At 72.2% G+C, this 18,465-nt stretch carries 19 protein-coding genes; 10 read left to right on the top strand and 9 right to left on the bottom strand.

Features of this window, described 5'->3' with window-relative positions:
* Window positions 1-95 precede the first annotated feature (95 nt).
* Window positions 96-797 (bottom strand): FadR/GntR family transcriptional regulator, encoded by a 702-nt coding sequence (locus ACWCPI_RS32600; RefSeq protein ID WP_451041550.1) that lies wholly within the window; start codon window positions 795-797, stop codon window positions 96-98.
* A gap of 136 nt (window positions 798-933) precedes the next feature.
* On the opposite strand from ACWCPI_RS32600, the gene ACWCPI_RS32595 reads away from it, so the two are divergent.
* The 3 genes from ACWCPI_RS32595 (at window position 934) to ACWCPI_RS32585 (ending at window position 4,684) form a co-directional block, all read left to right on the top strand.
* Window positions 934-1,452: a gluconokinase gene (locus ACWCPI_RS32595; protein ID WP_451041549.1), complete on the top strand. Its 519-nt coding sequence runs from the start codon at window positions 934-936 to the stop codon at window positions 1,450-1,452.
* Between the two features lie 128 nt (window positions 1,453-1,580).
* Window positions 1,581-2,978 (top strand): GntP family permease, encoded by a 1,398-nt coding sequence (locus ACWCPI_RS32590; RefSeq protein WP_451041548.1) that lies wholly within the window; start codon window positions 1,581-1,583, stop codon window positions 2,976-2,978.
* Window positions 2,979-3,544: 566 nt separating this feature from the next.
* Window positions 3,545-4,684 (top strand): hypothetical protein, encoded by a 1,140-nt coding sequence (locus tag ACWCPI_RS32585; protein WP_451041547.1) that lies wholly within the window; start codon window positions 3,545-3,547, stop codon window positions 4,682-4,684.
* Here ACWCPI_RS32585 and ACWCPI_RS32580 read toward each other — a convergent pair.
* The 4 genes from ACWCPI_RS32580 to ACWCPI_RS32565 all read right to left on the bottom strand — a co-directional run bounded on the left by ACWCPI_RS32580 (window position 4,634) and on the right by ACWCPI_RS32565 (window position 8,622).
* Window positions 4,634-5,257, bottom strand: coding sequence for a cytochrome b/b6 domain-containing protein (locus ACWCPI_RS32580; protein ID WP_451041546.1), 624 nt, complete (start codon window positions 5,255-5,257; stop codon window positions 4,634-4,636). The genes ACWCPI_RS32585 and ACWCPI_RS32580 overlap by 51 nt on opposite strands.
* Window positions 5,241-5,987, bottom strand: a complete 747-nt coding sequence (locus ACWCPI_RS32575) for a molybdopterin-dependent oxidoreductase (protein ID WP_451041545.1) — start codon at window positions 5,985-5,987, stop codon at window positions 5,241-5,243. Before ACWCPI_RS32575 ends, ACWCPI_RS32580 begins: the two co-directional genes overlap by 17 nt.
* A 99-nt stretch (window positions 5,988-6,086) precedes the next feature.
* Entirely contained in the window at window positions 6,087-7,634 is a 1,548-nt protein-coding gene (locus tag ACWCPI_RS32570) for an APC family permease (protein WP_451041544.1), read from the bottom strand.
* A gap of 37 nt (window positions 7,635-7,671) precedes the next feature.
* Complete coding sequence (locus ACWCPI_RS32565; protein WP_451041543.1) at window positions 7,672-8,622, bottom strand: hypothetical protein; 951 nt, start codon at window positions 8,620-8,622, stop codon at window positions 7,672-7,674.
* A gap of 307 nt (window positions 8,623-8,929) precedes the next feature.
* Between ACWCPI_RS32565 and ACWCPI_RS32560 the strand changes: the two genes are divergently transcribed.
* The 4 genes from ACWCPI_RS32560 (at window position 8,930) to ACWCPI_RS32545 (ending at window position 11,414) form a co-directional block, all read left to right on the top strand.
* Window positions 8,930-9,832 (top strand): DMT family transporter, encoded by a 903-nt coding sequence (locus ACWCPI_RS32560; RefSeq protein WP_451041542.1) that lies wholly within the window; start codon window positions 8,930-8,932, stop codon window positions 9,830-9,832.
* Window positions 9,833-10,139: 307 nt separating this feature from the next.
* Entirely contained in the window at window positions 10,140-10,670 is a 531-nt protein-coding gene (locus ACWCPI_RS32555; RefSeq protein WP_451041541.1) for an NUDIX hydrolase, read from the top strand.
* Between the two features lie 25 nt (window positions 10,671-10,695).
* Window positions 10,696-11,088, top strand: coding sequence for a YidH family protein (locus ACWCPI_RS32550; RefSeq protein WP_451041540.1), 393 nt, complete (start codon window positions 10,696-10,698; stop codon window positions 11,086-11,088).
* On the top strand, window positions 11,085-11,414 hold the full coding sequence (locus ACWCPI_RS32545) for a DUF202 domain-containing protein (protein WP_451041539.1): 330 nt from the start codon (window positions 11,085-11,087) through the stop codon (window positions 11,412-11,414). The genes ACWCPI_RS32550 and ACWCPI_RS32545 overlap by 4 nt, the downstream gene beginning before the upstream one ends.
* A gap of 67 nt (window positions 11,415-11,481) precedes the next feature.
* Here the strand turns inward: ACWCPI_RS32545 and ACWCPI_RS32540 are convergent, their stop codons facing one another.
* A complete protein-coding gene (locus tag ACWCPI_RS32540; RefSeq protein WP_451041538.1) occupies window positions 11,482-12,459 on the bottom strand; it encodes an NADP-dependent oxidoreductase in 978 nt (325 codons plus the stop codon).
* Between the two features lie 112 nt (window positions 12,460-12,571).
* On the opposite strand from ACWCPI_RS32540, the gene ACWCPI_RS32535 reads away from it, so the two are divergent.
* The 3 genes from ACWCPI_RS32535 (at window position 12,572) to ACWCPI_RS32525 (ending at window position 15,312) form a co-directional block, all read left to right on the top strand.
* Complete coding sequence (locus ACWCPI_RS32535) at window positions 12,572-12,868, top strand: hypothetical protein (protein ID WP_019757251.1); 297 nt, start codon at window positions 12,572-12,574, stop codon at window positions 12,866-12,868.
* Between the two features lie 200 nt (window positions 12,869-13,068).
* Entirely contained in the window at window positions 13,069-14,091 is a 1,023-nt protein-coding gene (locus ACWCPI_RS32530) for a phosphotransferase family protein (protein ID WP_451041537.1), read from the top strand.
* Between the two features lie 6 nt (window positions 14,092-14,097).
* Window positions 14,098-15,312 carry an acyl-CoA dehydrogenase family protein gene (locus ACWCPI_RS32525; protein ID WP_451041536.1) on the top strand — a complete coding sequence of 405 codons (1,215 nt, stop codon included), beginning with the start codon at window positions 14,098-14,100 and terminating at the stop codon, window positions 15,310-15,312.
* Between the two features lie 64 nt (window positions 15,313-15,376).
* Here ACWCPI_RS32525 and ACWCPI_RS32520 read toward each other — a convergent pair whose 3' ends face one another.
* Genes ACWCPI_RS32520 through ACWCPI_RS32510 form a run of 3 tightly spaced genes read right to left on the bottom strand, consistent with a single transcriptional unit; the run spans window position 15,377 to window position 18,443 of the window.
* Window positions 15,377-15,970: a TetR/AcrR family transcriptional regulator gene (locus ACWCPI_RS32520; RefSeq protein ID WP_388806746.1), complete on the bottom strand. Its 594-nt coding sequence runs from the start codon at window positions 15,968-15,970 to the stop codon at window positions 15,377-15,379.
* 38 nt (window positions 15,971-16,008) lie between these two features.
* Complete coding sequence (locus ACWCPI_RS32515; RefSeq protein ID WP_451041535.1) at window positions 16,009-17,673, bottom strand: class I adenylate-forming enzyme family protein; 1,665 nt, start codon at window positions 17,671-17,673, stop codon at window positions 16,009-16,011.
* Window positions 17,670-18,443 carry an SDR family oxidoreductase gene (locus ACWCPI_RS32510; protein WP_451041534.1) on the bottom strand — a complete coding sequence of 258 codons (774 nt, stop codon included), beginning with the start codon at window positions 18,441-18,443 and terminating at the stop codon, window positions 17,670-17,672. Before ACWCPI_RS32510 ends, ACWCPI_RS32515 begins: the two co-directional genes overlap by 4 nt.
* Window positions 18,444-18,465 lie beyond the last annotated feature (22 nt).

The raw sequence follows: 18,465 nt of genomic DNA, 5'->3' as shown, positions 1-18,465 counted from the left end.
CGAGGGCTTCCGCCCGGCACGCCGAGAGCACGCACCATACGCCGCGGGGCCCGCCCTCCGGGCGGACGACGGGACTTTGCGGACACGACCTAGCGCTACGGCGCCAGGATGTCCAGTTCCTGGAGGGCGCCGAACGTGATCTCGCGGGTCAGGTGTTCCGCGCGCGCCGCGTCGCCCGCGCGGACCGCCTCCGCGACCTGGACGTGCAGGGTCACCGCGGCCGGGTCGGGGTCCTCGAACATGACCTCGTGGTGGGTGCGGCCCGCGAGGACCTCGGCGACGACGTCTGCGAGGCGCGCGAACATCTCGTTGCCCGAGGCGCTGAGGATGACGCGGTGGAAGGCGATGTCGTGGACGAGGTAGCCCTCCAGCTGCCGGCCGCGTGAGTGGGCGACCATGCCGAGGGCGCACTCGGTGAGTTCGGCGCACTGGTCCGCGGTGGCGTACTTGGCGGCCAGTCCCGCCGCCACCGGCTCGACCGCCGAGCGCAGCACGGTGAGTGAGCGCAGCTGCCGGGGCCGGTCCGCGCCGGCCAGGCGCCAGCGGATGACCTGGGGGTCGTAGACGTTCCACTCGGACTCCGGGCGCACCGTCACGCCCACGCGGCGGCGGGACTCGACCAGGTGCATGGACTCCAGGACACGGACCGCCTCGCGCATCACCGAGCGGGAGACGTCGAAGCGCTGGGCCAGTTCGTCCGTGCGCAGGACGCTGCCCGGCGGGTACTCGCCCGCGGTGATGGCGGGGCCGAGGGTGTCCAGTACGTGGCCGTGCAGCCCCCGGCCCGGTGTGCTCATGCACTCAGCGTACGCGGCGGATCACCCACTCAAAAAGTCAGACTTATTCATCACAGAGCCTTGAATTCGTCGTACCTATGGGTTTCAGTTGCGTCGACATCACGTGTCGACGAAGACAGCGGACAGTGAGGCAGCGATGAACTCCCCCCATGTCGTCGTGGTCATGGGCGTAGCGGGCACCGGCAAGACCACCATCGGTCGGCTGCTCGCCGCCCGGCTCGGCGTCCCCTACGCCGAGGGCGACGACTTCCATCCCCGGGCCAACATCGACAAGATGTCGGCCGGCACCCCGCTCGACGACGCGGACAGGTGGCCCTGGCTCGACGCCATCGGCGCCTGGGCGAACGGGCGGGCGGGGCTCGGCGGGGTGGTCAGCTGCTCGGCGCTGAAGCGGTCGTACCGGGACCGGCTCAGGGCCGCCGCGCCCGGGGTCGTCTTCCTGCATCTCACGGGCGATCGCGCGCTCATCGAGGACCGGATGTCGCATCGGCAGGGGCACTTCATGCCCACGGCACTGCTCGACTCCCAGTTCGCGACCCTCCAGCCTCTGGGGCCGGACGAGGCGGGCGTCGCGGTGGACGTGGTGGGCAGCCCCGAGGAGATCACCCGACGGGCCGCGACGGCCCTGACGGCGCTTCCCGAGCCGACTCCCTGAGGGGCCCTGCGGCCCTGACTCCCTGCGGGCCCCCTGCGGCCCGACCCGAGGGCCTCTCGGCCCGATCCCCGAGGCCCTCTGCGGCCTGACTGCCTTCTCCCCCGTCCCCGTACTGCAAGGGAACCCCCGTGACCAGACTCAGCGTCGAGATGCTGGCAGCGGACACCGTCGAGCCCATCACCTCGGCCGGCCACGCTCAACTGGGCATCGCCGTCCTGGCGGGCATCGCCGTCATCGTCCTGCTCATCACCCGGTTCAAGCTCCACGCGTTCCTGTCGCTGACCCTCGGCTCGCTGGCCCTCGGCGCCATCGCCGGGGCGCCGCTGGACAAGGTCATCGCCAGCTTCACCACCGGGCTCGGCACCACCGTCGCCGGCGTCGGCGTGCTGATCGCCCTCGGCGCGATCCTCGGCAAGATGCTCGCCGACTCCGGGGGCGCCGACCAGATCGTCGACACGATCCTCACCAGGGCCGGCGGCCGTTCGATGCCGTGGGCGATGGTGCTGATCGCCTCCGTGATCGGCCTGCCGCTGTTCTTCGAGGTCGGCGTCGTCCTGCTGATCCCCGTGGTGCTGATGGTCGCCAAGCGCGGCAACTACTCGCTGATGCGCATCGGCATCCCGGCCCTCGCCGGACTGTCCGTGATGCACGGCCTGGTGCCGCCGCACCCCGGCCCGCTGGTCGCGATCGACGCGGTCGGCGCGAACCTGGGCGTCACCCTGGCGCTCGGCGTCCTCGTCGCGATACCGACGGTGATCATCGCCGGGCCGGTGTTCTCCCGGTACGCGGCGCGGTGGGTGGACGTCCCGGCCCCGGAGCGGATGGTCCCGCAGCGTGCCTCCGAGGACCTGGAGAAGCGGCCCGGTTTCGGGGCGACGCTGGGCACGATCCTGCTCCCGGTCGTCCTGATGCTCTCCAAGGCGCTGGTCGACATCGTGATCGACGACCCCGAGAACACCGTCCAGCGGGTCTTCGACGTCATCGGATCCCCGCTGATCGCCCTGCTCGTCTCGGTGCTCGTCGGCATCTTCACCCTGCTCAAGCCCGCGGGCTTCAGCAAGGAGCGCGTCTCGCCGCTGGTCGAGAAGAGCCTCGCGCCGATCGCGGGCATCCTGCTGATCGTCGGCGCGGGCGGCGGCTTCAAGCAGACGCTGATCGACACGGGCGTCGGCCGGATGGTCCTCGACATCTCCGAGGACTGGTCGATCCCCGCACTGCTGCTGGCCTGGCTGATCGCGGTGGCGATCCGGCTGGCGACGGGTTCGGCGACGGTGGCCACGGTCTCCGCGGCCGGTCTGGTCGCCCCGCTCGCGGCCGACATGTCGACGACCCACGCGGCCCTGCTGGTCCTGGCGATCGGTGCCGGCTCGCTGTTCTTCAGCCATGTCAACGACGCCGGGTTCTGGATGGTGAAGGAGTACTTCGGCCTCAGCGTCGGCCAGAACATCAAGACCTGGTCCGTCATGGAGACGATCATCTCGGTGGTCGCCGGTGGTGTGGTCCTGCTGCTGTCGCTGATCATCTAGGGCCACGAGGCCGGGACCGGGGAACGAGTCGTCCCCGGTTCGGCATCAGCCGCCGCACGGCCCTGGTCACGGGCTCCAGCCGGGGCTCGCGGAGGCCGGCCGCACGGTGGTGCCCGAGGGACGGGACGGCGAGCGGCTCACCGGGGCCGCCGCCGGGCTCGCGCCGACGGTCGAGGAACGGGAGGGCCGGCCCGACATCCTGGTCGACGGCGCGGGCATGCAACTCTGCGCGCCGCTCCCCGAGTCCACCGAATCCGACGGGCACCGCATCCCGCAGCTGAAAGACGCTCACCAGGGGCGTGGGCGCGGGCTGGGGGCCGTACGGCGTCCAGGTCGACCGCGAGGCGCTGCTGGACTTCGCGGGCCGAGGCCACGGACCGCTGGGGGCAACGGCCTTGACCCCGTGGGCGCTCGGGTCGTGCGGGTCCGCAATGCGCGGTGCACGGCGACCGAACTCACACGGACGATCAGAGGAACCGGCTTCCGCGCGGGCGTCGTCGGACCGATGATGAGGTGACTCCCGGGGGCTGCCGCTGCCGTCGGGGGCACGGACATCGGGGGGCGTCATGGCGGTTTCCCTCGGGATGCGTATCTCGGGGCTGCTCGTCGTCGGAGCGGTGGCGGTGGCCGCCGCGGCCTTCACCACTGACGGGGACGGCAGGGCGGACGGGCGGGGCGGCAAAGGCACGATCGTGACCGCGGGGCCCTCCGGTGACCCTCGGGGGCTGCCCACCGGCGCCGCCCACGGTACGGTGCCGCCCGTGCGGCCGTCGCCCAACGGGCAGTTGGGCGCCCCCGCACCCGTCGACACGCCGGGCGCGCGCCCCGGCGGCGCGGCCGGCACGAGGCCGAGCGCCGCGCCCGCCCCGTCCCCGAGCAGCAGTGCCACCGTCGCGCTTCAGGCCCCGCCGTGGCTTCCGCCCGGGCCCGTTTCGCCCGACTCCGACGGCATCGCCGACCCCGCCGGCATGTACGACCGGCTCCGCGCCCCCGGCCAGTGCGAGTCCGCGCTCGGCGTGATCCCCCGTCAGCCGGTGGACGGGGAGTGGCGGTTGCTGCGCGCACTGGCCACCGCCTGCCTGGCGGTGCAGGGCGAAGGCGGCGACTGGGAGACGGTGACCGCGGAGCACGCGGCTCTCGCCGGGCTCGTCGACACGTGCAAGGGGCGTGCCGCGTACGCGGTGCTGGGCGGGCTGCTGGACTTCCACCGGCGTCATCCCGACGCCCGGGTGCGGCTCGCGACGCCGGCTGACGCCCCGCCCGCCTGCGGCTACCGGATCGCCTCGGTGGAGACGGGCGGCGACGGCGAGGTCCGGCCGGGTGAGACCGTCGCGGTCGAGCTGGCGGACACCTACGTCGACCACGCCGAGCTGCTGGGTGCCGCGAGCGTGAGCGTCGGCGGGCTGGAGGTGCCCGGAACGCCGGTCATGAAGTCGCAGTCGGGTGACCGCCTGGTGCTCTCGGTCGTCGTGCCGACGGCGCTGCAGGCGGGCCCGGCCGATGTCGCCGTGCGGCACGCCGGCACCGAGGTCCGCCTGCCGGCCGCGTTCACCGTCACCGTCCCCGAGGTGGTGCAGGAGCCGGGCGCGGGCACGGACGCGCCCGGTGAGACGGCGTCGTTGCTGAGTGCGGTGCCGGACGTCGCGCCCGCCGCCTCACGGCCGCCAGAGCGGATGTTCCCGTTCCGCCCACTCCTTGCTGACTGATCCCGTCCGCATGCCCCGGCGGGCCTCCGGGTCGCCCAGGGCCATACCGATGTGGCCCGCGAGGACGATGCCGATGGTGAGGGCCAGCCAGTCGTGGACGAAGGTCGCGCTGGTACGCCACACCAAGGGCGTGAGACGGGTGAACCACATCATGAGGCCGGTGCCGAGCATCACCAGCGTCGCGCCGGCGATCCAGGCCGCGTAGACCTTCTGCCCGGCGTTGAACTTGCCCGCCGGCCTGGAGGCGGGCCGCCTGTCTCGGCGGACCGCGGCGCGCAGCCAGTGCCGGTCGTACGGGCCGAACCGGTTGAGGGACCCCAGGTCGGCGCGGAACGCGCGGGAGGCGAGCCCGGCCAGAACGGGCACCGGAAGGGCGAGGCCGGCCCACTCGTGGATGCGGACCACCAGCTCGCGGCGGCCGACCAGCTCGGCGAGCTGCGGCACGTACAGACAGGCGGCGGTCACCACGCACACGCCCATCAGCGCGGCCGTCGTCCGGTGCACCCAGCGCTCGGCCCGGCTGAAGCGCCGGACGCGCACGGGGCCGGGGGGCGCGTCAGCTCGTAGGCTCATCGTCGCGTCCGTTCGAGCGGCCGACCCAGGCGTCGACGTCGTAGCCCCGTTCCTCCCAGTAGCCGGGCTTCACGTGCTTGGTGACGGTGATGCCGGAGAGCCACTTGGCGGACTTGTAGAAGTACATGGGCGCCACGTAGAGGCGGGCCGGGCCGCCGTGGGCGTGGCTGAGGTCCTTGTCCTGCATGCGCAGGGCGACCAGGACGTCGGCGCGGCGGACCTGGTCGAGGGTGAGGCTCTCGGAGTACGTGCCGTCGAAGCAGGTGAAGCGCACGGCCCCGGCCCCCTGGCGCACTCCCGCGGCGTCCAGGAGCCGGGACAGGCGCACCCCTTCGAACGGTGTCTCGGGCACGCGCCAGCCGGTCACGCACTGGACGTCGCGCACCAGCCGGGTCTGCGGCAGGGCACGCAGGTCGGCCAGGGTGTAGGTGCGGGGGCGGTCGACCAGGCCGTCGACGGTGAGGCGGTAGGTGCGATCGTCCTTGCGGGGCACGGAGGCGGCGACCGAGTAGTAGCGGAAGCCGCCGCCGTTGGGCAGCAGGCCGGTCAGGCCGGTGGGGTCCTTGTCGGACGCGTTCGCGAGGAAGGACTCGAGGCCGCGTTGCAGGGTGGGCGCGGTGACCACGCCCAGGGCGCCCAGGCCGAGAGTGCCGAGGAGGACGCGCCGGCCGATGGGCCTGCCCCTCTCCTCGCCCTTCGCTTCGAAGGCTTCGGGCTGTTCGGGGTTCACGGGTCCATTCGAACACCCGCGACCCGGGTGGGACCAGGAGTCGCGGGTGCTCGTCAGCGTTCCGTAAGACCTCTGACGGACCGGGAGTCGCTCGGCCGGCTACGGGGTCTCCTGGGCCGCCTTCTCCAGCTGGAACGCCTCGTTGCCGAGCCCGATACGGGCGTGTTTCTCGGGGGCGCGGGAGCGCAGCAGCAGGCCCTGGGCGAGGCCGGCGGCCAGGGCGAGGGCGATGACGGCGGGCAGGGCCCAGCTCAGGGACGAGCCAGGGCCGGCCCCGATGAGGACGTCGAAGTCCTTGACGGTCCACACGACGATGAGGAGCAGGGCGAGGAGGGCGAGCCCGGAGGCGGCCAACCGCCAGAACTGGGCGGCGGCGGCACCGCGGCGTACGAAGAAGACGATCACCGAGACCGAGGCGGCGGCCATCAGGGCGGCGACGCCCAGCGCACCGAGGCTGCCCATCCAGGTGAACAGGTGCAGGACCGGCGCCGTCGGGTCTCCGGTGGGCCCGTCGTCGGTGAGCGCGAAGGCGCTGACGACCAGGAGGGAGACGGCGGTCTGGAGCAGGGAGCCGGTGCCGGGGGCGCCGCTCGCGCCGCTGGTGCGGCCGAAGGCGCCGGGCAGCAGGCCCTCGCGGCCCATGGCGAAGGCGTAGCGGGCGACGACGTTGTGGAAGCTGAGCATCGCCGCGAACATGCCGGTCACGAACAGCACGTGCAGGACGTCGGTGAAGCCGGTTCCTAGCAGGTCCTCGGTGAGGAAGAACAGCAGCCCGGCGCTCTGCTCCTGCGCGGTGCCCGTGATCGACGAGGGGCCGGCGGCGACGGTGTACGCCCAGCAGCTGATCGTGTAGAAGACGGCGATGCCCCCGATGGCCAGGAACATCACGCGAGGGACGAGGACGTGCGGGCGGCTGGTCTCCTCGGCGTAGACGGGGGCCTGCTCGAAGCCGAGGAAGGCGGCGACGCAGAAGCACAGGGCGGTGCCGATGCCGGCGCCGGTGAGTGTGTCGGGGTTGAAGGCGTGCAGCGACAGGCCCTCCTCGGCGGGGTCGGCGATCGCGGCGACGTCGAAGACGACCACTAGGGCGACCTCGATGAGCAGCAGCACGCCGAGCACGCGCGCGTTGAGGTCGATCTTCAGCCAGCCGAGGCCGCCGACCAGGAGCACCGCCAGCAGCGCCGGTATCCACCAGGCGACCTCGGTGTCGAGGTAGGTGGCGAACAGCCCCGAGACCTCGAAGCCGAAGATGCCGTAGATGCCGACCTGGAGGGCGTTGTAGGCGACGAGCGCGACCATCGCGGCGCCTGCGCCGGCCGTGCCGCCGAGGCCGCGGGAGATGTAGGCGTAGAAGGCGCCGGCGTTGTGGACGTGGCGGCTCATCTCGGCGTACCCGACGCTGAAGAGGGCGAGGACGAGGCCGAGGATCACGAAGAGCAGCGGCTGTCCGAGGACACCCATCACCCCGAAAGTCGTGGGCATGACACCCGCGACGACCATCAGGGGGGCCGTCGCGGCGAGCACGGACAGGAGCAGGCCCGTCGTGCCCAGCCGGTCGGCGCGCAGGGCGCGGTCCTGCCCCTTGAACGTACTGATGCCGTCACTGCCTGCGGCGGCTCTGCTCGTGCTGGAACTGCCCGTGGTCATCGGGGACCGTCCTTGGGTCGACTGCGGTCGGAGGGGGTTACGCCGTGCCGAGCGCGGTGTCGCGTGCGGCGCGGAAGGCGGGGTACGGATCGCGGTCCGGGTAGGACCAGGGCGAGGGGGTGGCGTACCGGCCGATGCGGTGGAACAGGGCGGCCGCCTCTGCGCCCCGGCCCTCGCAGACCTTGGCGTGGGCGAGGTAGTTCAGGTCGATCAGGCGGCGGGGGTGGCCTTCCTGCTCCCACTCCAGCCACCAGTCGAACGCGGCCCGCATCACCTGCCGGGCCCGGCGGCCGGTCCAGTGCGCGGAGGCGCTCGCGTCCGGGGGCTCGTGTCCCGCCGCCGCGAGGACGCGGTAGCGCTCGGCGTGGGCGATGACCGGGAGGATCGCGAGCGGGGAGTCCGCGGGTGCCCGCTCGGCGGCCTCGTTGGCGAAGTCGTAGACCTCGTGGAGGGGGTCTGCGCCGGCGCCGGAGCGGTGCTCGGCGAGCCGGGCCACCAGCAGGTGGTGGGCGTGGTGGTGGTCGGCGTACCGCGCTCGGACCTCGGCGAAGAGGCGGCGCACCTCCGCCTCGGCGCCCAGGGCGCACTCCAGCATCAGCAGACCGAGCCAGGGGGTGGGGTCGTCGGGCGCGAGCGCGGCTGCGGCCTGGCAGGACTCGCGGGCGCGTACCGGTTTCTCCTTGCGGCGCAGGGCGCGCTGCACCTGGGCGAGGGCCAGCAGGACGGCGGCGTCGGCGGAGTCCGGCTCGGCGAGCAGCCAGTCGCGGGCCCAGGGGGCGCAGTACGACTCCTGGGCGAGGACGGTGACGCGGTGCCCCCTGCGGTCCCAGTCGTCGCCGGTCCGGGCGAGCAGCGAACGGACCGTCTGCCATCGGCCCTGGGCGAGCGCGGTGCGGGCATCGGCGAGCTCGGCGTCGTCGAGGGCCGCGTCGAAGGCGTGCGCCGCGCGCTTACGACCGCGGCCGAGGGGTGGCGGAGGTGGGGGCACCGTGGTGGGTTCTGTCGGGGGGCGAGTGTGGACTGTCATCGAGCGATCACGGACAGCAAAGCCGCAGCCAACACTTCACGTCAAGGGCGACCGGCGCGTTACACGCGTCAACCGCTGTTAACCATGGGGCAGTTGTGACAATAGGGGTGACCGCTATGCCGGATTTGTTCAAAGTGTGTGGCGTACGTCATGGCGCGGCCGTAGAACCGCACCGCAGGATGGCAGGACGCGCATGCCGGGTTCGGGGCCGCTACGGTCGGCCCCTCCGCATCCCCGTCCGCCCGGCAGGATGATCGAGGTACGCAGCGTGTCGCTCCAGATCCTGATACTCGCCGTCGGCGCCGCATGCTGCCTGGGCTTCGGCTTCGTACTGCAGCAGAACGCGGCCCAGCAGGCTCCACTGAAGGACTTCCTGTCGCCGCGGATCCTGCTCGACCTGATGAAGGTGCCGCGCTGGCTGGGCGGCATCGGACTCATGGTGGTCGGAATGGCGCTCGGCGCGATGGCGCTGGGCCAGGGCGAGATCTCTCTCGTCGAGCCGTTGCTGGCGACGAACCTGCTGTTCGCGCTCGCGCTCTCGCGCCGCCAGAGCAAGCAGCCCCTCGGCCGCCAGGGCTGGGCGGGCCTCGCGCTGCTCGCGGGCGGGGTGACGGCGTTCATCGTCGCCGGCCGGCCGCACGGCGGGGCGGCGCCCGACGGCCCCTTCCGCCAGTGGCTGATCATCGGCGTCATGGTCGGCGCGGCCCTGCTGCTGACGGCGTACGCCAAGCGTTCCCGGCTCGGCTCCGGCCCCGCGCTGCTGGCGACGGCCGCGGGTCTGCTGTACGGCGTGCAGGACGCGCTGACGCGGGTGACCGGGCAGCGTTTCGCCGAGGGCGGCCTGGCACATGTGCTGACCGGCTGGCAGCCGTACGCCGTCGTGGCGCTCGGCCTCACCGGCCTGGTGCTCGTGCAGAGCGCGTTCGAGACGGCGTCCCTGCGCATGTCCCTGCCCGCCCTCACCGCGGCCCAGCCGCTGGCCGGCATCCTCTGCGGCGTCGGTTTCCTCGGCGACCGGCTGCGCGCCGACCCGGGCGCGCTGGCATGGGAGTCCGCCGGGCTCGCCGGCATCGTGGTGGGCATCATCCTGCTCGGCATGCACCCGGCGATGCCGTGCGCCGCGGTACAGCCGGCCCCGCGCACGGCACCGGCAGCCGTCCCGGCCCGCTGACCGCACACCGACGCGGACGCCCCGCGGAGCAGCGGGCTCGCCCGTGCCGGGCGGGCGGGCGGGCGGCCGGAGTGCACGCCCCACCGGGTCCGGGCAGCGGCGCGCACCGACCGACGCCGGCCGTGTCCCGACAGCTGGCGGCGGACACGGCCCGCGCACCCCGACCGCGGGTACGGCCGGTACAGCCCGGCCCGCCGGCGCTGGTCAACAACCGGCACAAGCGGAACAATCGGTCACCGGTCAACCGGTCGACCGAGGGCGGCCCACCTCCCCTCCCCGCGAAGCGCCGCCCTGCTTGGATGACTCCATGAGCTCTGCTGACGAGATCCTCGACATCGTCGACGAACACGACCGGGTCATCGGCCGGTCCCCGCGCGGCGAGGCCTACGCCCGGGGCCTGCGGCACCGCTGTGTCTTCATCGAGGCCCGCGACGCGCAGGGCCGTCTCTTCGTGCATCGCCGCACCCCGACCAAGCTGGTGTTCCCCTCGCGGTACGACATGTTCGTCGGCGGCGTCGTCGGCGCGGGCGAGTCGTACGACGACGCCGCGCTGCGCGAGGCCGAGGAGGAACTCGGTGTCAGCGGTCTGCCCCGGCCCTCGTACCTGTTCAAGTTCCTGTACGACGACGGCGCCGGGCAGACATGGTGGTCGGCGGTGTACGAGGTGCGCTGCGAGCTGCCCGTGAATCCGCAGGTCGAGGAGGTCGCCTGGCACGACTTCCTCCCCGAGGCCGAGGTGGAGCGGCGGCTGGGCGAGTGGGCGTGGGTGCCGGACGGGCTGGCGGCGTACGAGCGGCTCAGGGCCCACCGGACGACCGGCGCCGACCACGCCCCCTGACAGGCGCCCGGATAGGGTCGTGCGTGTGATCGAGTTCGTACGAAACGTCCGCCTGTGGTTCGAACCGCAGCTGGTCCGACAGGAGGGCGGCACCCCCGACTACCGGTTCTCACTGGCGAACGAGCGCACCTTCCTGGCCTGGCTGCGTACCGCGCTGGCGCTCATCGGCGGCGGTTTCGCGGTGGACCAGTTCCTGCCGGACCTGCGCTGGGGCTGGCGGGTCGGGCTGGCGCTCGCGCTGCTCGCGGCCGGCGTGCTGTGCTCGCTGCGCGCGGTCAATCACTGGGTGCGCTGCGAGCGGGCGATGCGCCGGGGCGAGGACCTGCCGGTGTCGCGCTTCCCGGCGGTGCTCAGCCTCGTGGTCGCGGTCGTGGCCGTCGCCATGGTCGTCGTCGTGCTCGTCGGGTGGGAGGGGTGAGCCCCGACGCTCCGGCGGAACCCGTGCGGGACCCGGGACTGCAGCCCGAACGGACCCGGCTCGCGTGGCGCCGTACGACGCTCTCCGGCACCGTGGCCGCCGTGCTGGCCATGAGGGCCGCGCTGCACGACGGTGTCTCGGTGGCCGGGACGGTCGGCTGCGCCCTGTGCTTCGCGCTGTGGCTGGGCTTCCTGGGCCTGGCGCACCGTCGCATTCGTGCCCTCGCCACGTCGGCCGAGCCCGCGGCGCTCTCCCCCCGGCACGCCACGGCCTCGGCCCTGCTCACCGTCGCTCTCGCGGTGTGTGCCGCCGCCCTGCTCTTCTGAGGGCGGGACCACGCCCCCCGCGAGCACCGGCGAACGGCGGAACGACCGGCGAAAACGACCGCACCCCCTACTCCGCTCCCTGCCACAGCCCCTCCGGCGCCGCCCCCTCCTGCGCCTCCCACTCCACGGTCACCACGATCTTGCCCCGGGTACGGCCCTTCTGACTGAGCCGGTGGGCGTCCGCTGCCCGCTCCAGCGGGAACGTCTGCGAGACGTGCACCGACACCACCCCCTGTTCCGCCAGCTCGGTCAGCTGCAGCAGGTCCTCGGCGTCCGGCCGGACGAAGTAGTAGCGGCCCCCGTAGTCGAACACGTCGGGGTCGGCGATCGACACCAGGCGGCCCTCGGGGGCCAGCAGGTTGGCCGAGTCGTTCAGCGAGTCGCCGCCCACCGTGTCGAACACCGCGCTCACCCCCTCGGGCGCCAGCCCTCGCACCCGCTCGACCAGACCGTCGCCGTACTCGACCGGCTCGCCACCGAGGTCGCGTACGAAGTCGTGGTTGTGCGCACTCGCCGTGCCGATGACCCGTGCGCCCAGGTGGCGGGCGAGCTGGACGGCCATCGAGCCCACCCCGCCGGCCGCGGCGTGCACGAGGACGGTCTCTCCGCGCCGGACCTGGAGGACCTTGACCAGTACCTGGTATGCCGTCAGGCCCACCAGCGGCAGCCCCGCCGCCTGCTCCCAGGTGAGGTTGCGGGGCTTGCGCGCGAGGGCGCGCAGTGGGGCCGCGACGTACTCGGCGAAGGTGCCGTGCGACAGGAGATCCTCGCGGACGTACCCGATGACCTCGTCGCCGACGCCGAACTCCGTGACGGAGACACCCGGCTGGACCACGACCCCCGAGACGTCCCAGCCCGGGACCACCGGGAAGAGCGGTTCGAGCAGCCCGTCCATATAGCCCTCGCGGCACTTCCAGTCGACGGGGTTGACGGCCGCCGCGCGCACCTTGACCAGTACGGAGTCGGGCCCGACCCTCGGGTCGCGCACGTCGCCGTACGCGAGCACCTCGGGCCCGCCGTAGCGTGAGTAGCTGATCCCCTTCATGAGTCCGACCTTCCGGGGCGGCAGGGCGCCACGCAAGCCGAATAGCCCGATATGCACCGTTCGCGTGGCAGCCTGTCCGACGTCATCACCCGCACCTTCGAAGGTGAGCACCATGACCACGCAGCACCTGGAACACCCCTCCCACACCCACGCCCACGGCCCCGACTGCGGCCACACCGCGGTGCCGCACGGCGACCACACCGACTACGCGCACGACGGCCACCTGCACCGCGAGCACGGCGGCCACTGGGACGAGTGCGAGTCGGACGGGCACGTCGCCCACGAGGGCCACACCCATCAGCACGGCGCCGAGTGCGGGCACGAGAGCGTCCTGCACGGCGACCACGTCGACTACCTCCACGAGGGCCACCGGCACGCCGCCCACGACGGGCACTGGGACGACCACTGAACCCACCGGGCCCTCGGCCCGAGACCTCGTCGGACTCGGCGCGACTGGCCGAGAAGGCACCCCCGGCAGCTCCCCGGCGCCTCACGCGGGGAGCTGTCGGCATATCGTGGCCCCGATCACGTTCCGCTCCCGCACTGGACTACATACCGACTGGTCGGCATCATGAGTGAGGTCCCGTTCACCTCCCTTTAGGAGCGATGATGAGCCCCGACCATCCGCCCGGACTCGACCTCGACCGGCTGCGCGGCCTGCTCGATCGCGAGCGGCCCGGTCTGGCGCAGGGCCCGCTGACCGGTCGGCTGATCGAGGGCGGACGCTCGAACCTCACCTACGCGGTCGGCGACGGCACGTCGAAGTGGGTCGTACGGCGACCTCCGCTCGGCCATGTCCTCGCCACGGCGCACGACATGAAGCGGGAGCACCGCGTGATCAGCGCGCTGCACCCGACGGACGTGCCCGTGCCGCGGCCGGTACTGCTGTGCGAGGACGAGGAGGTGCTCGGGGCGCCGTTCTACGTCATGGAGTTCGTCGAGGGCACCCCCTACCGCACCGCCGACCAGCTGGCCCCGCTCGGCCCGGAGCGCACCCGCGGCGCGGTGCTGGCGCTGGTGGACACCCTCGTCGAACTGCACGCGGTGGACCCGGCGTCGGTGGGGCTGGCGGACTTCGGCCGCCCCGAGGGCTTCCTGGACCGGCAGCTGCGCCGCTGGGGCAAGCAGCTGGACGCCTCCCGCAACCGCGAGCTGGCCGGCATCGACGAGCTGCACGCGACGCTCGGCCGCCGTCTGCCGGCCTCTCCCGCGGCGACGGTGATCCACGGCGACTACCGCCTCGACAACGTTCTGATCGGCGAGGACGACAGGATCAAGGCGATCCTCGACTGGGAGATGTCCACGCTCGGCGACCCGCTCACCGACCTGGGTCTGCTCGTGATGTACAGCATGCCGCTGGGTGCGGCGGACTCCCCCGTCTCCACCACCGCCGAGGCCGCGGGCCACCCGGACCCGGCCGAACTGATCGAGCGGTACGCCGCACGTTCGGGCCGCGACGTCACCGCGGTCTCCTGGTACACGGCGTTCGCCTGGTTCAAGCTCGCCGTGATCCTGGAGGGCATCCACTACCGCTACACGCTGGGCCAGACGGTCGGCCAGGGCTTCGACCGCATCGGTGACCTGGTCCCGGTCTTCATCCAGCACGGTCTGACCACTCTTCAGGAAGGCTGAGCACACATGGACTTCGCGTTCGACGCACGCACCGAGGAGCTGCGCGGCAGACTGCTGGCCTTCATGGACGAGTACGTCCATCCGGCCGAGGCGGTGGCCGAGGAGCAGCGGGCAGCACTGGCCTCCCCGTGGGACACCCCGGCCGTGGTCGAGGAGCTGAAGGCGGAGGCACGCAGGCAGGGCCTGTGGAACCTCTTCCTCCCCGACGCCGAGCACGGCGCCGGCCTCACCAACCTCCAGTACGCCCCGCTCGCCGAGATCACCGGCCGCTCCCCGCAGCTCGCGCCCACCGCGACGAACTGCGCGGCGCCCGACACCGGGAACATGGAGGTGCTGACCCAGTTCGGCGACGAGCGGCAGAAGAAGCAGTGGCTGGAGCCGCTGCTGGCCGGTGAGATCCGCTCGGCGTTCGCGATGACCGAGCCGGACGTGGCGTCCTCGGACGCCACCAACATCACCACGCACATCGAGCGGGACGGCGACGAGTACGTCATCACCGGCCGCAAGTGGTACATCTCCGGGGCGATGAACCCGGACTGCAAGATCTTCATCGTGATGGGCAAGACCGACCCGGACGGCGAGGACATCCGGCGTCAGCAGTCCATGGTCCTGGTCCCCCGTGACACCCCCGGGGTCACGGTCACGCGGGCGATGCAGGTCTTCGGTTACGAGGACCACTACCACGGCGGCCACGCCGAGGTGATCTTCGATCACGCGCGGGTGCCGGTGTCCAACCTGATCGGCGAGGAGGGCGGCGGTTTCGCCATCGCCCAGGCCCGGCTAGGTCCGGGCCGTATCCACCACTGCATGCGGCTGATCGGCATGGCGGAGCGTGCGATCGAGCTGATGTGCAAGCGGGCCGTGTCCCGTACGGCCTTCGGCAAGGCGCTGGCCCAGCAGGGCGTGGTGCACAACTGGATCGCCGACGCGCGGGTGACGGTCGAGCAGTTGCGGCTGCTGGTGCTGAAGACGGCCTGGCTGATGGACACCGTGGGCAACCGGGGCGCTCACACCGAGATCCAGTCGATCAAGATCGCCACGCCTCGCGCGGTCGTGGACATCATCGACCGGGCGATCCAGCTGCATGGTGCCGGTGGTGTCAGCCAGGACTTCCCGCTGGCCGAGCTGTACGCCGGGGCGCGGACCCTGATGATCGCCGACGGGCCCGACGAGGTGCACCAGCGGTCGCTGGCGCGACGGGAGTTGAAGAAGTACCTGTAGGGGTCATGTGCAAGGGGCGACCGCCATGGGCGGTCGCCCCTTGCACATGACCTCGATACGGCGGTCAGGGCCGCAGTGCGCGCAGCAACAGGTCCGCGAGGTGGTCGGCGACCTGCTGGGGGCTCATCGGGCCGTCGGGCCGGTACCAGGTCGACAGGTGGTGGACCGAGCCGAAGTGGTAGTCCACCACCAGGTCGGCCGGAGTCGCCTTGGAGAAGACGCCCGACTCCTGTCCCTCCTCGATGAGCGCACGGAAGCGCTCGTGGTAGCGCCGGCGCTCGGCGCGCACCTGCTTGTTCTTCTCCGGGCTCAGGTGGTGCATGGAGCGGAAGAAGATCATCGCGTCGTCGAGGTTCTCGATCGTCGTGACGACGACGTCGGCGGCGGCTCCCCGCAGTCGCTTCTCGATGGGCTCGTCGGACTCCGCGAACGCGTCGAGGCGCTCCTGCTGGACACGCAGCACGCGCGCGTACACCTCGTGCAGGAGGTCGTCCTTGGAGCCGAAGTAGTGGTACAGCGCCCCCTTGGTGACGCCGGCCGCCTCCACGATCTCCTGCACCGAGGTGCGGTCGTAGCCCTGCTCGGCGAAGAGCCGGGTGGCGGCGGCGAGCAGCCGCTGCGGGACGGGCGTACCGTCTCCGTCCGTCGTCCTGGCCACTGTGCCGCCACCTGCCTTTCGCGAGGTCTTCGTGCTGTCTAAGCGTCGTTGTCCCGGGAACGAAGTTCCCGACGGAGGATTTTCCCACTTGCCGTCTTGGGCAAGTCGGGCAGGATCTCCACCTGACGCGGATACTTGTAGGCGGCCAGTCTCTCCTTGCAGTACGCGGCGAGTGCGTCCGGGTCCGTTTCCGCACCCGGACGGAGACTGATGTACGCCTTGACGGTTTCCCCGCGGTACCCGTCGGGCACCCCGACGACGGCCGCCTCGCGTACCGCCGGGTGGGTGTAGAGCACGTCCTCGACCTCGCGCGGCCACACCTTGAAGCCGGACGCGTTGATCATGTCCTTCTTGCGGTCGACGACGTACAGCCAGCCCTGCTCGTCCATGAACCCGATGTCGCCGGTGCGCAGCTCGCCGTCCGGGAAGGTCTCGGCGGTGGCGTCGGGGCGCCGCCAGTAGCCGGGCACGACCTGCGGGCCGCGTACGAGGATCTCGCCGTGCTCACCGAACGGCACCTCCTGGCCGAGGTCGTCGACGATCCGTACGACGGTCTCGGGACCCGGCAGGCCCACGGCGAGGGTGCCGGACACCGGGTCGACGGGGGCCTCCAGACCGGGCGGGACGGAGGCGCAAGGGGCGGTGCACTCGGTGAGGCCGTAGCCGTTGCGGATGTACGGTCCGAAGCCGGCCCGGAACTTCTCCACCAGGGCGGGCGGCAGCGGGGCGCCGCCGGAGGAGATCATCCGGAAGGAGGCGAAGTGGTCGCGGGTGACGGCCGGGTGGGCGGCCAGCGCCATGAAGGCGGTCGAGGGGCCGACGGTGTAGTGCGGCCCGTGCTCGGCGAACGCGTCCAGCACGACACCCGCCTCGAATCGGTAGGCCAGTACCAGCGTGCCGGCGCTGTCGAGGCAGGCGCCGAGCTGGACGACCATCCCGGTGATGTGGAACAGGGGGGCCAGCGCGAAGTAGACGGGCGGGTCGGGCAGGTCCATGCCGGTCCGCTGCCGCTCGGCGTTGTACATGATGTTGCCGTGCGTGTTGGTGGCGCCCTTAGGAGCGCCGCTGGTGCCCGACGTGTAGCTGATCAGCGCGATGTCGGCGGGTCCGAGGTCACGGCCGTCGGGTGCTTTGTGCCCGGCGCGGGCGACCGTCGTCAGGTCGTCGGCGTCCGGGGCCTGCGGCAGGCGCTCGAAGTCCAGCACGCGCGCGTCGTCGCGCGTCTGGAAGTCCAGCTCGCAGGCGGTGAGCACGATCCGCACCGGCGTCTCGGCCGCCGTCTCGCGCAGGTACGACTCCCAGGCCCGGTCGGAGCAGACCAGTGCGGCCGCCTCGCCGTCCCGCAGGACGTGGGTGACCTCCCCGGACTTGTACATCGGATTGACGGGCACGACGGTCGCCCCCGCCTTCCAGGCGCCGAGCAGGGCGATCACGAAGTGCGGGGAGTTCTGCAGCAGGATCGCCACACGGTCGCCGCGCTCCAGTCCGCGGGCGGCGAGGTGGCCGGCGACGGAGTCGCTGAGCTCGTCGACCTCGCGGTAGCTCAGGCGGCCGTCGAAGTAGGCGAGGAAGGGGCGCTCCGGGGTCCCGGCGACGGCCCGGCGCAGGGCGTGCACGAGGGAGTCGGCGGGGTGGACGGGGGCACGCTGGGCTTCGTTGAGCAGGGCCAGCCAGGGCTTGGCCGCGTACCGGGACTCGGTCACCTGGTCTCCTCCCACTTCTGCTGGATGTGGTTCATACCGGCCAGCCAGCGGTCGGTCTCGGCGGCCCGCGCCGTGTAGAAGCCGGCGACCTCGGGGTGCGGCAGGATCAGGAAGCGGTCCTCCTCCATCCCCTTGAACAGCGCGTCCGCCACGTCCTGCGGTGCGATGGCGGTGGGCTTGAGCACCAGGTCACCCGCGCTGCCGGTGGCGTTCAGCATGTCGGTGCGCACACCCTGCGGGCAGATGGCGTGGACCTTGATCCCCCGGTGCCGGTAGGTCAGCGACAGATACTCGGCGAAGGCGTACGCCCCGTGCTTGGTGACGGCGTAGGGGGCGGCCCCGATCATGGTGAGCAGCCCGGCGGCGGAGACGGTGGAGACGAACCGTCCGCTGCCGCGCTCCAGCCAGGCCGGGAGCAGGGCGTTGGCGGCCCGTACGTGGGCCATGACATTGACGTCCCAGGACGTTTCCCACGCCTTCTCGTCCAGTGGCTCTCCGGGACCCTCACCGGCGAAGGCGACGCCTGCGTTGGCGCAGTAGACGTCGACGGTGCCGCCGAGCGCGTCCCGGGCCTCCGCGACGACGGCGGAGGCGTCGCCCGGGACCGCGACGCCGCCGATCTCCGCGGCGACCTCCTCGGCCTTCCCGGCGTCCAGGTCGTTGACGACGACACGAGCTCCTTCGGCGGCGAAGCGGCGGGCGAGGGCCGCACCGATGCCACCCCCAGCCCCGGTAACGACCACTCCGGCACCCTGAACGGCTTCCACCATCGGTCTCCTTCGACTGCGCGGC

It is taken from the genome of Streptomyces sp. NPDC001920, assembly GCF_053594495.1.
Note: the sequence above shows the minus strand (reverse complement) of the source record. Positions and strands in the feature narration are given on the sequence as shown.

Bases quoted from the DNA above. Each gene is read 5' to 3' on its own strand.
- ACWCPI_RS32600 (WP_451041550.1), bottom strand. From the start codon at position 797: ATGAGCACACCGGGCCGGGGGCTGCACGGCCACGTACTGGACACCCTC.
- ACWCPI_RS32595 (WP_451041549.1), top strand. From the start codon at position 934: ATGAACTCCCCCCATGTCGTCGTGGTCATGGGCGTAGCGGGCACCGGC.
- ACWCPI_RS32585 (WP_451041547.1), top strand. From the start codon at position 3,545: ATGGCGGTTTCCCTCGGGATGCGTATCTCGGGGCTGCTCGTCGTCGGA.
- ACWCPI_RS32580 (WP_451041546.1), bottom strand. From the start codon at position 5,257: ATGAGCCTACGAGCTGACGCGCCCCCCGGCCCCGTGCGCGTCCGGCGC.
- ACWCPI_RS32570 (WP_451041544.1), bottom strand. From the start codon at position 7,634: ATGACCACGGGCAGTTCCAGCACGAGCAGAGCCGCCGCAGGCAGTGAC.
- ACWCPI_RS32555 (WP_451041541.1), top strand. From the start codon at position 10,140: ATGAGCTCTGCTGACGAGATCCTCGACATCGTCGACGAACACGACCGG.
- ACWCPI_RS32540 (WP_451041538.1), bottom strand. From the start codon at position 12,459: ATGAAGGGGATCAGCTACTCACGCTACGGCGGGCCCGAGGTGCTCGCG.
- ACWCPI_RS32535 (WP_019757251.1), top strand. From the start codon at position 12,572: ATGACCACGCAGCACCTGGAACACCCCTCCCACACCCACGCCCACGGC.
- ACWCPI_RS32530 (WP_451041537.1), top strand. From the start codon at position 13,069: ATGAGCCCCGACCATCCGCCCGGACTCGACCTCGACCGGCTGCGCGGC.
- ACWCPI_RS32525 (WP_451041536.1), top strand. From the start codon at position 14,098: ATGGACTTCGCGTTCGACGCACGCACCGAGGAGCTGCGCGGCAGACTG.
- ACWCPI_RS32510 (WP_451041534.1), bottom strand. From the start codon at position 18,443: ATGGTGGAAGCCGTTCAGGGTGCCGGAGTGGTCGTTACCGGGGCTGGG.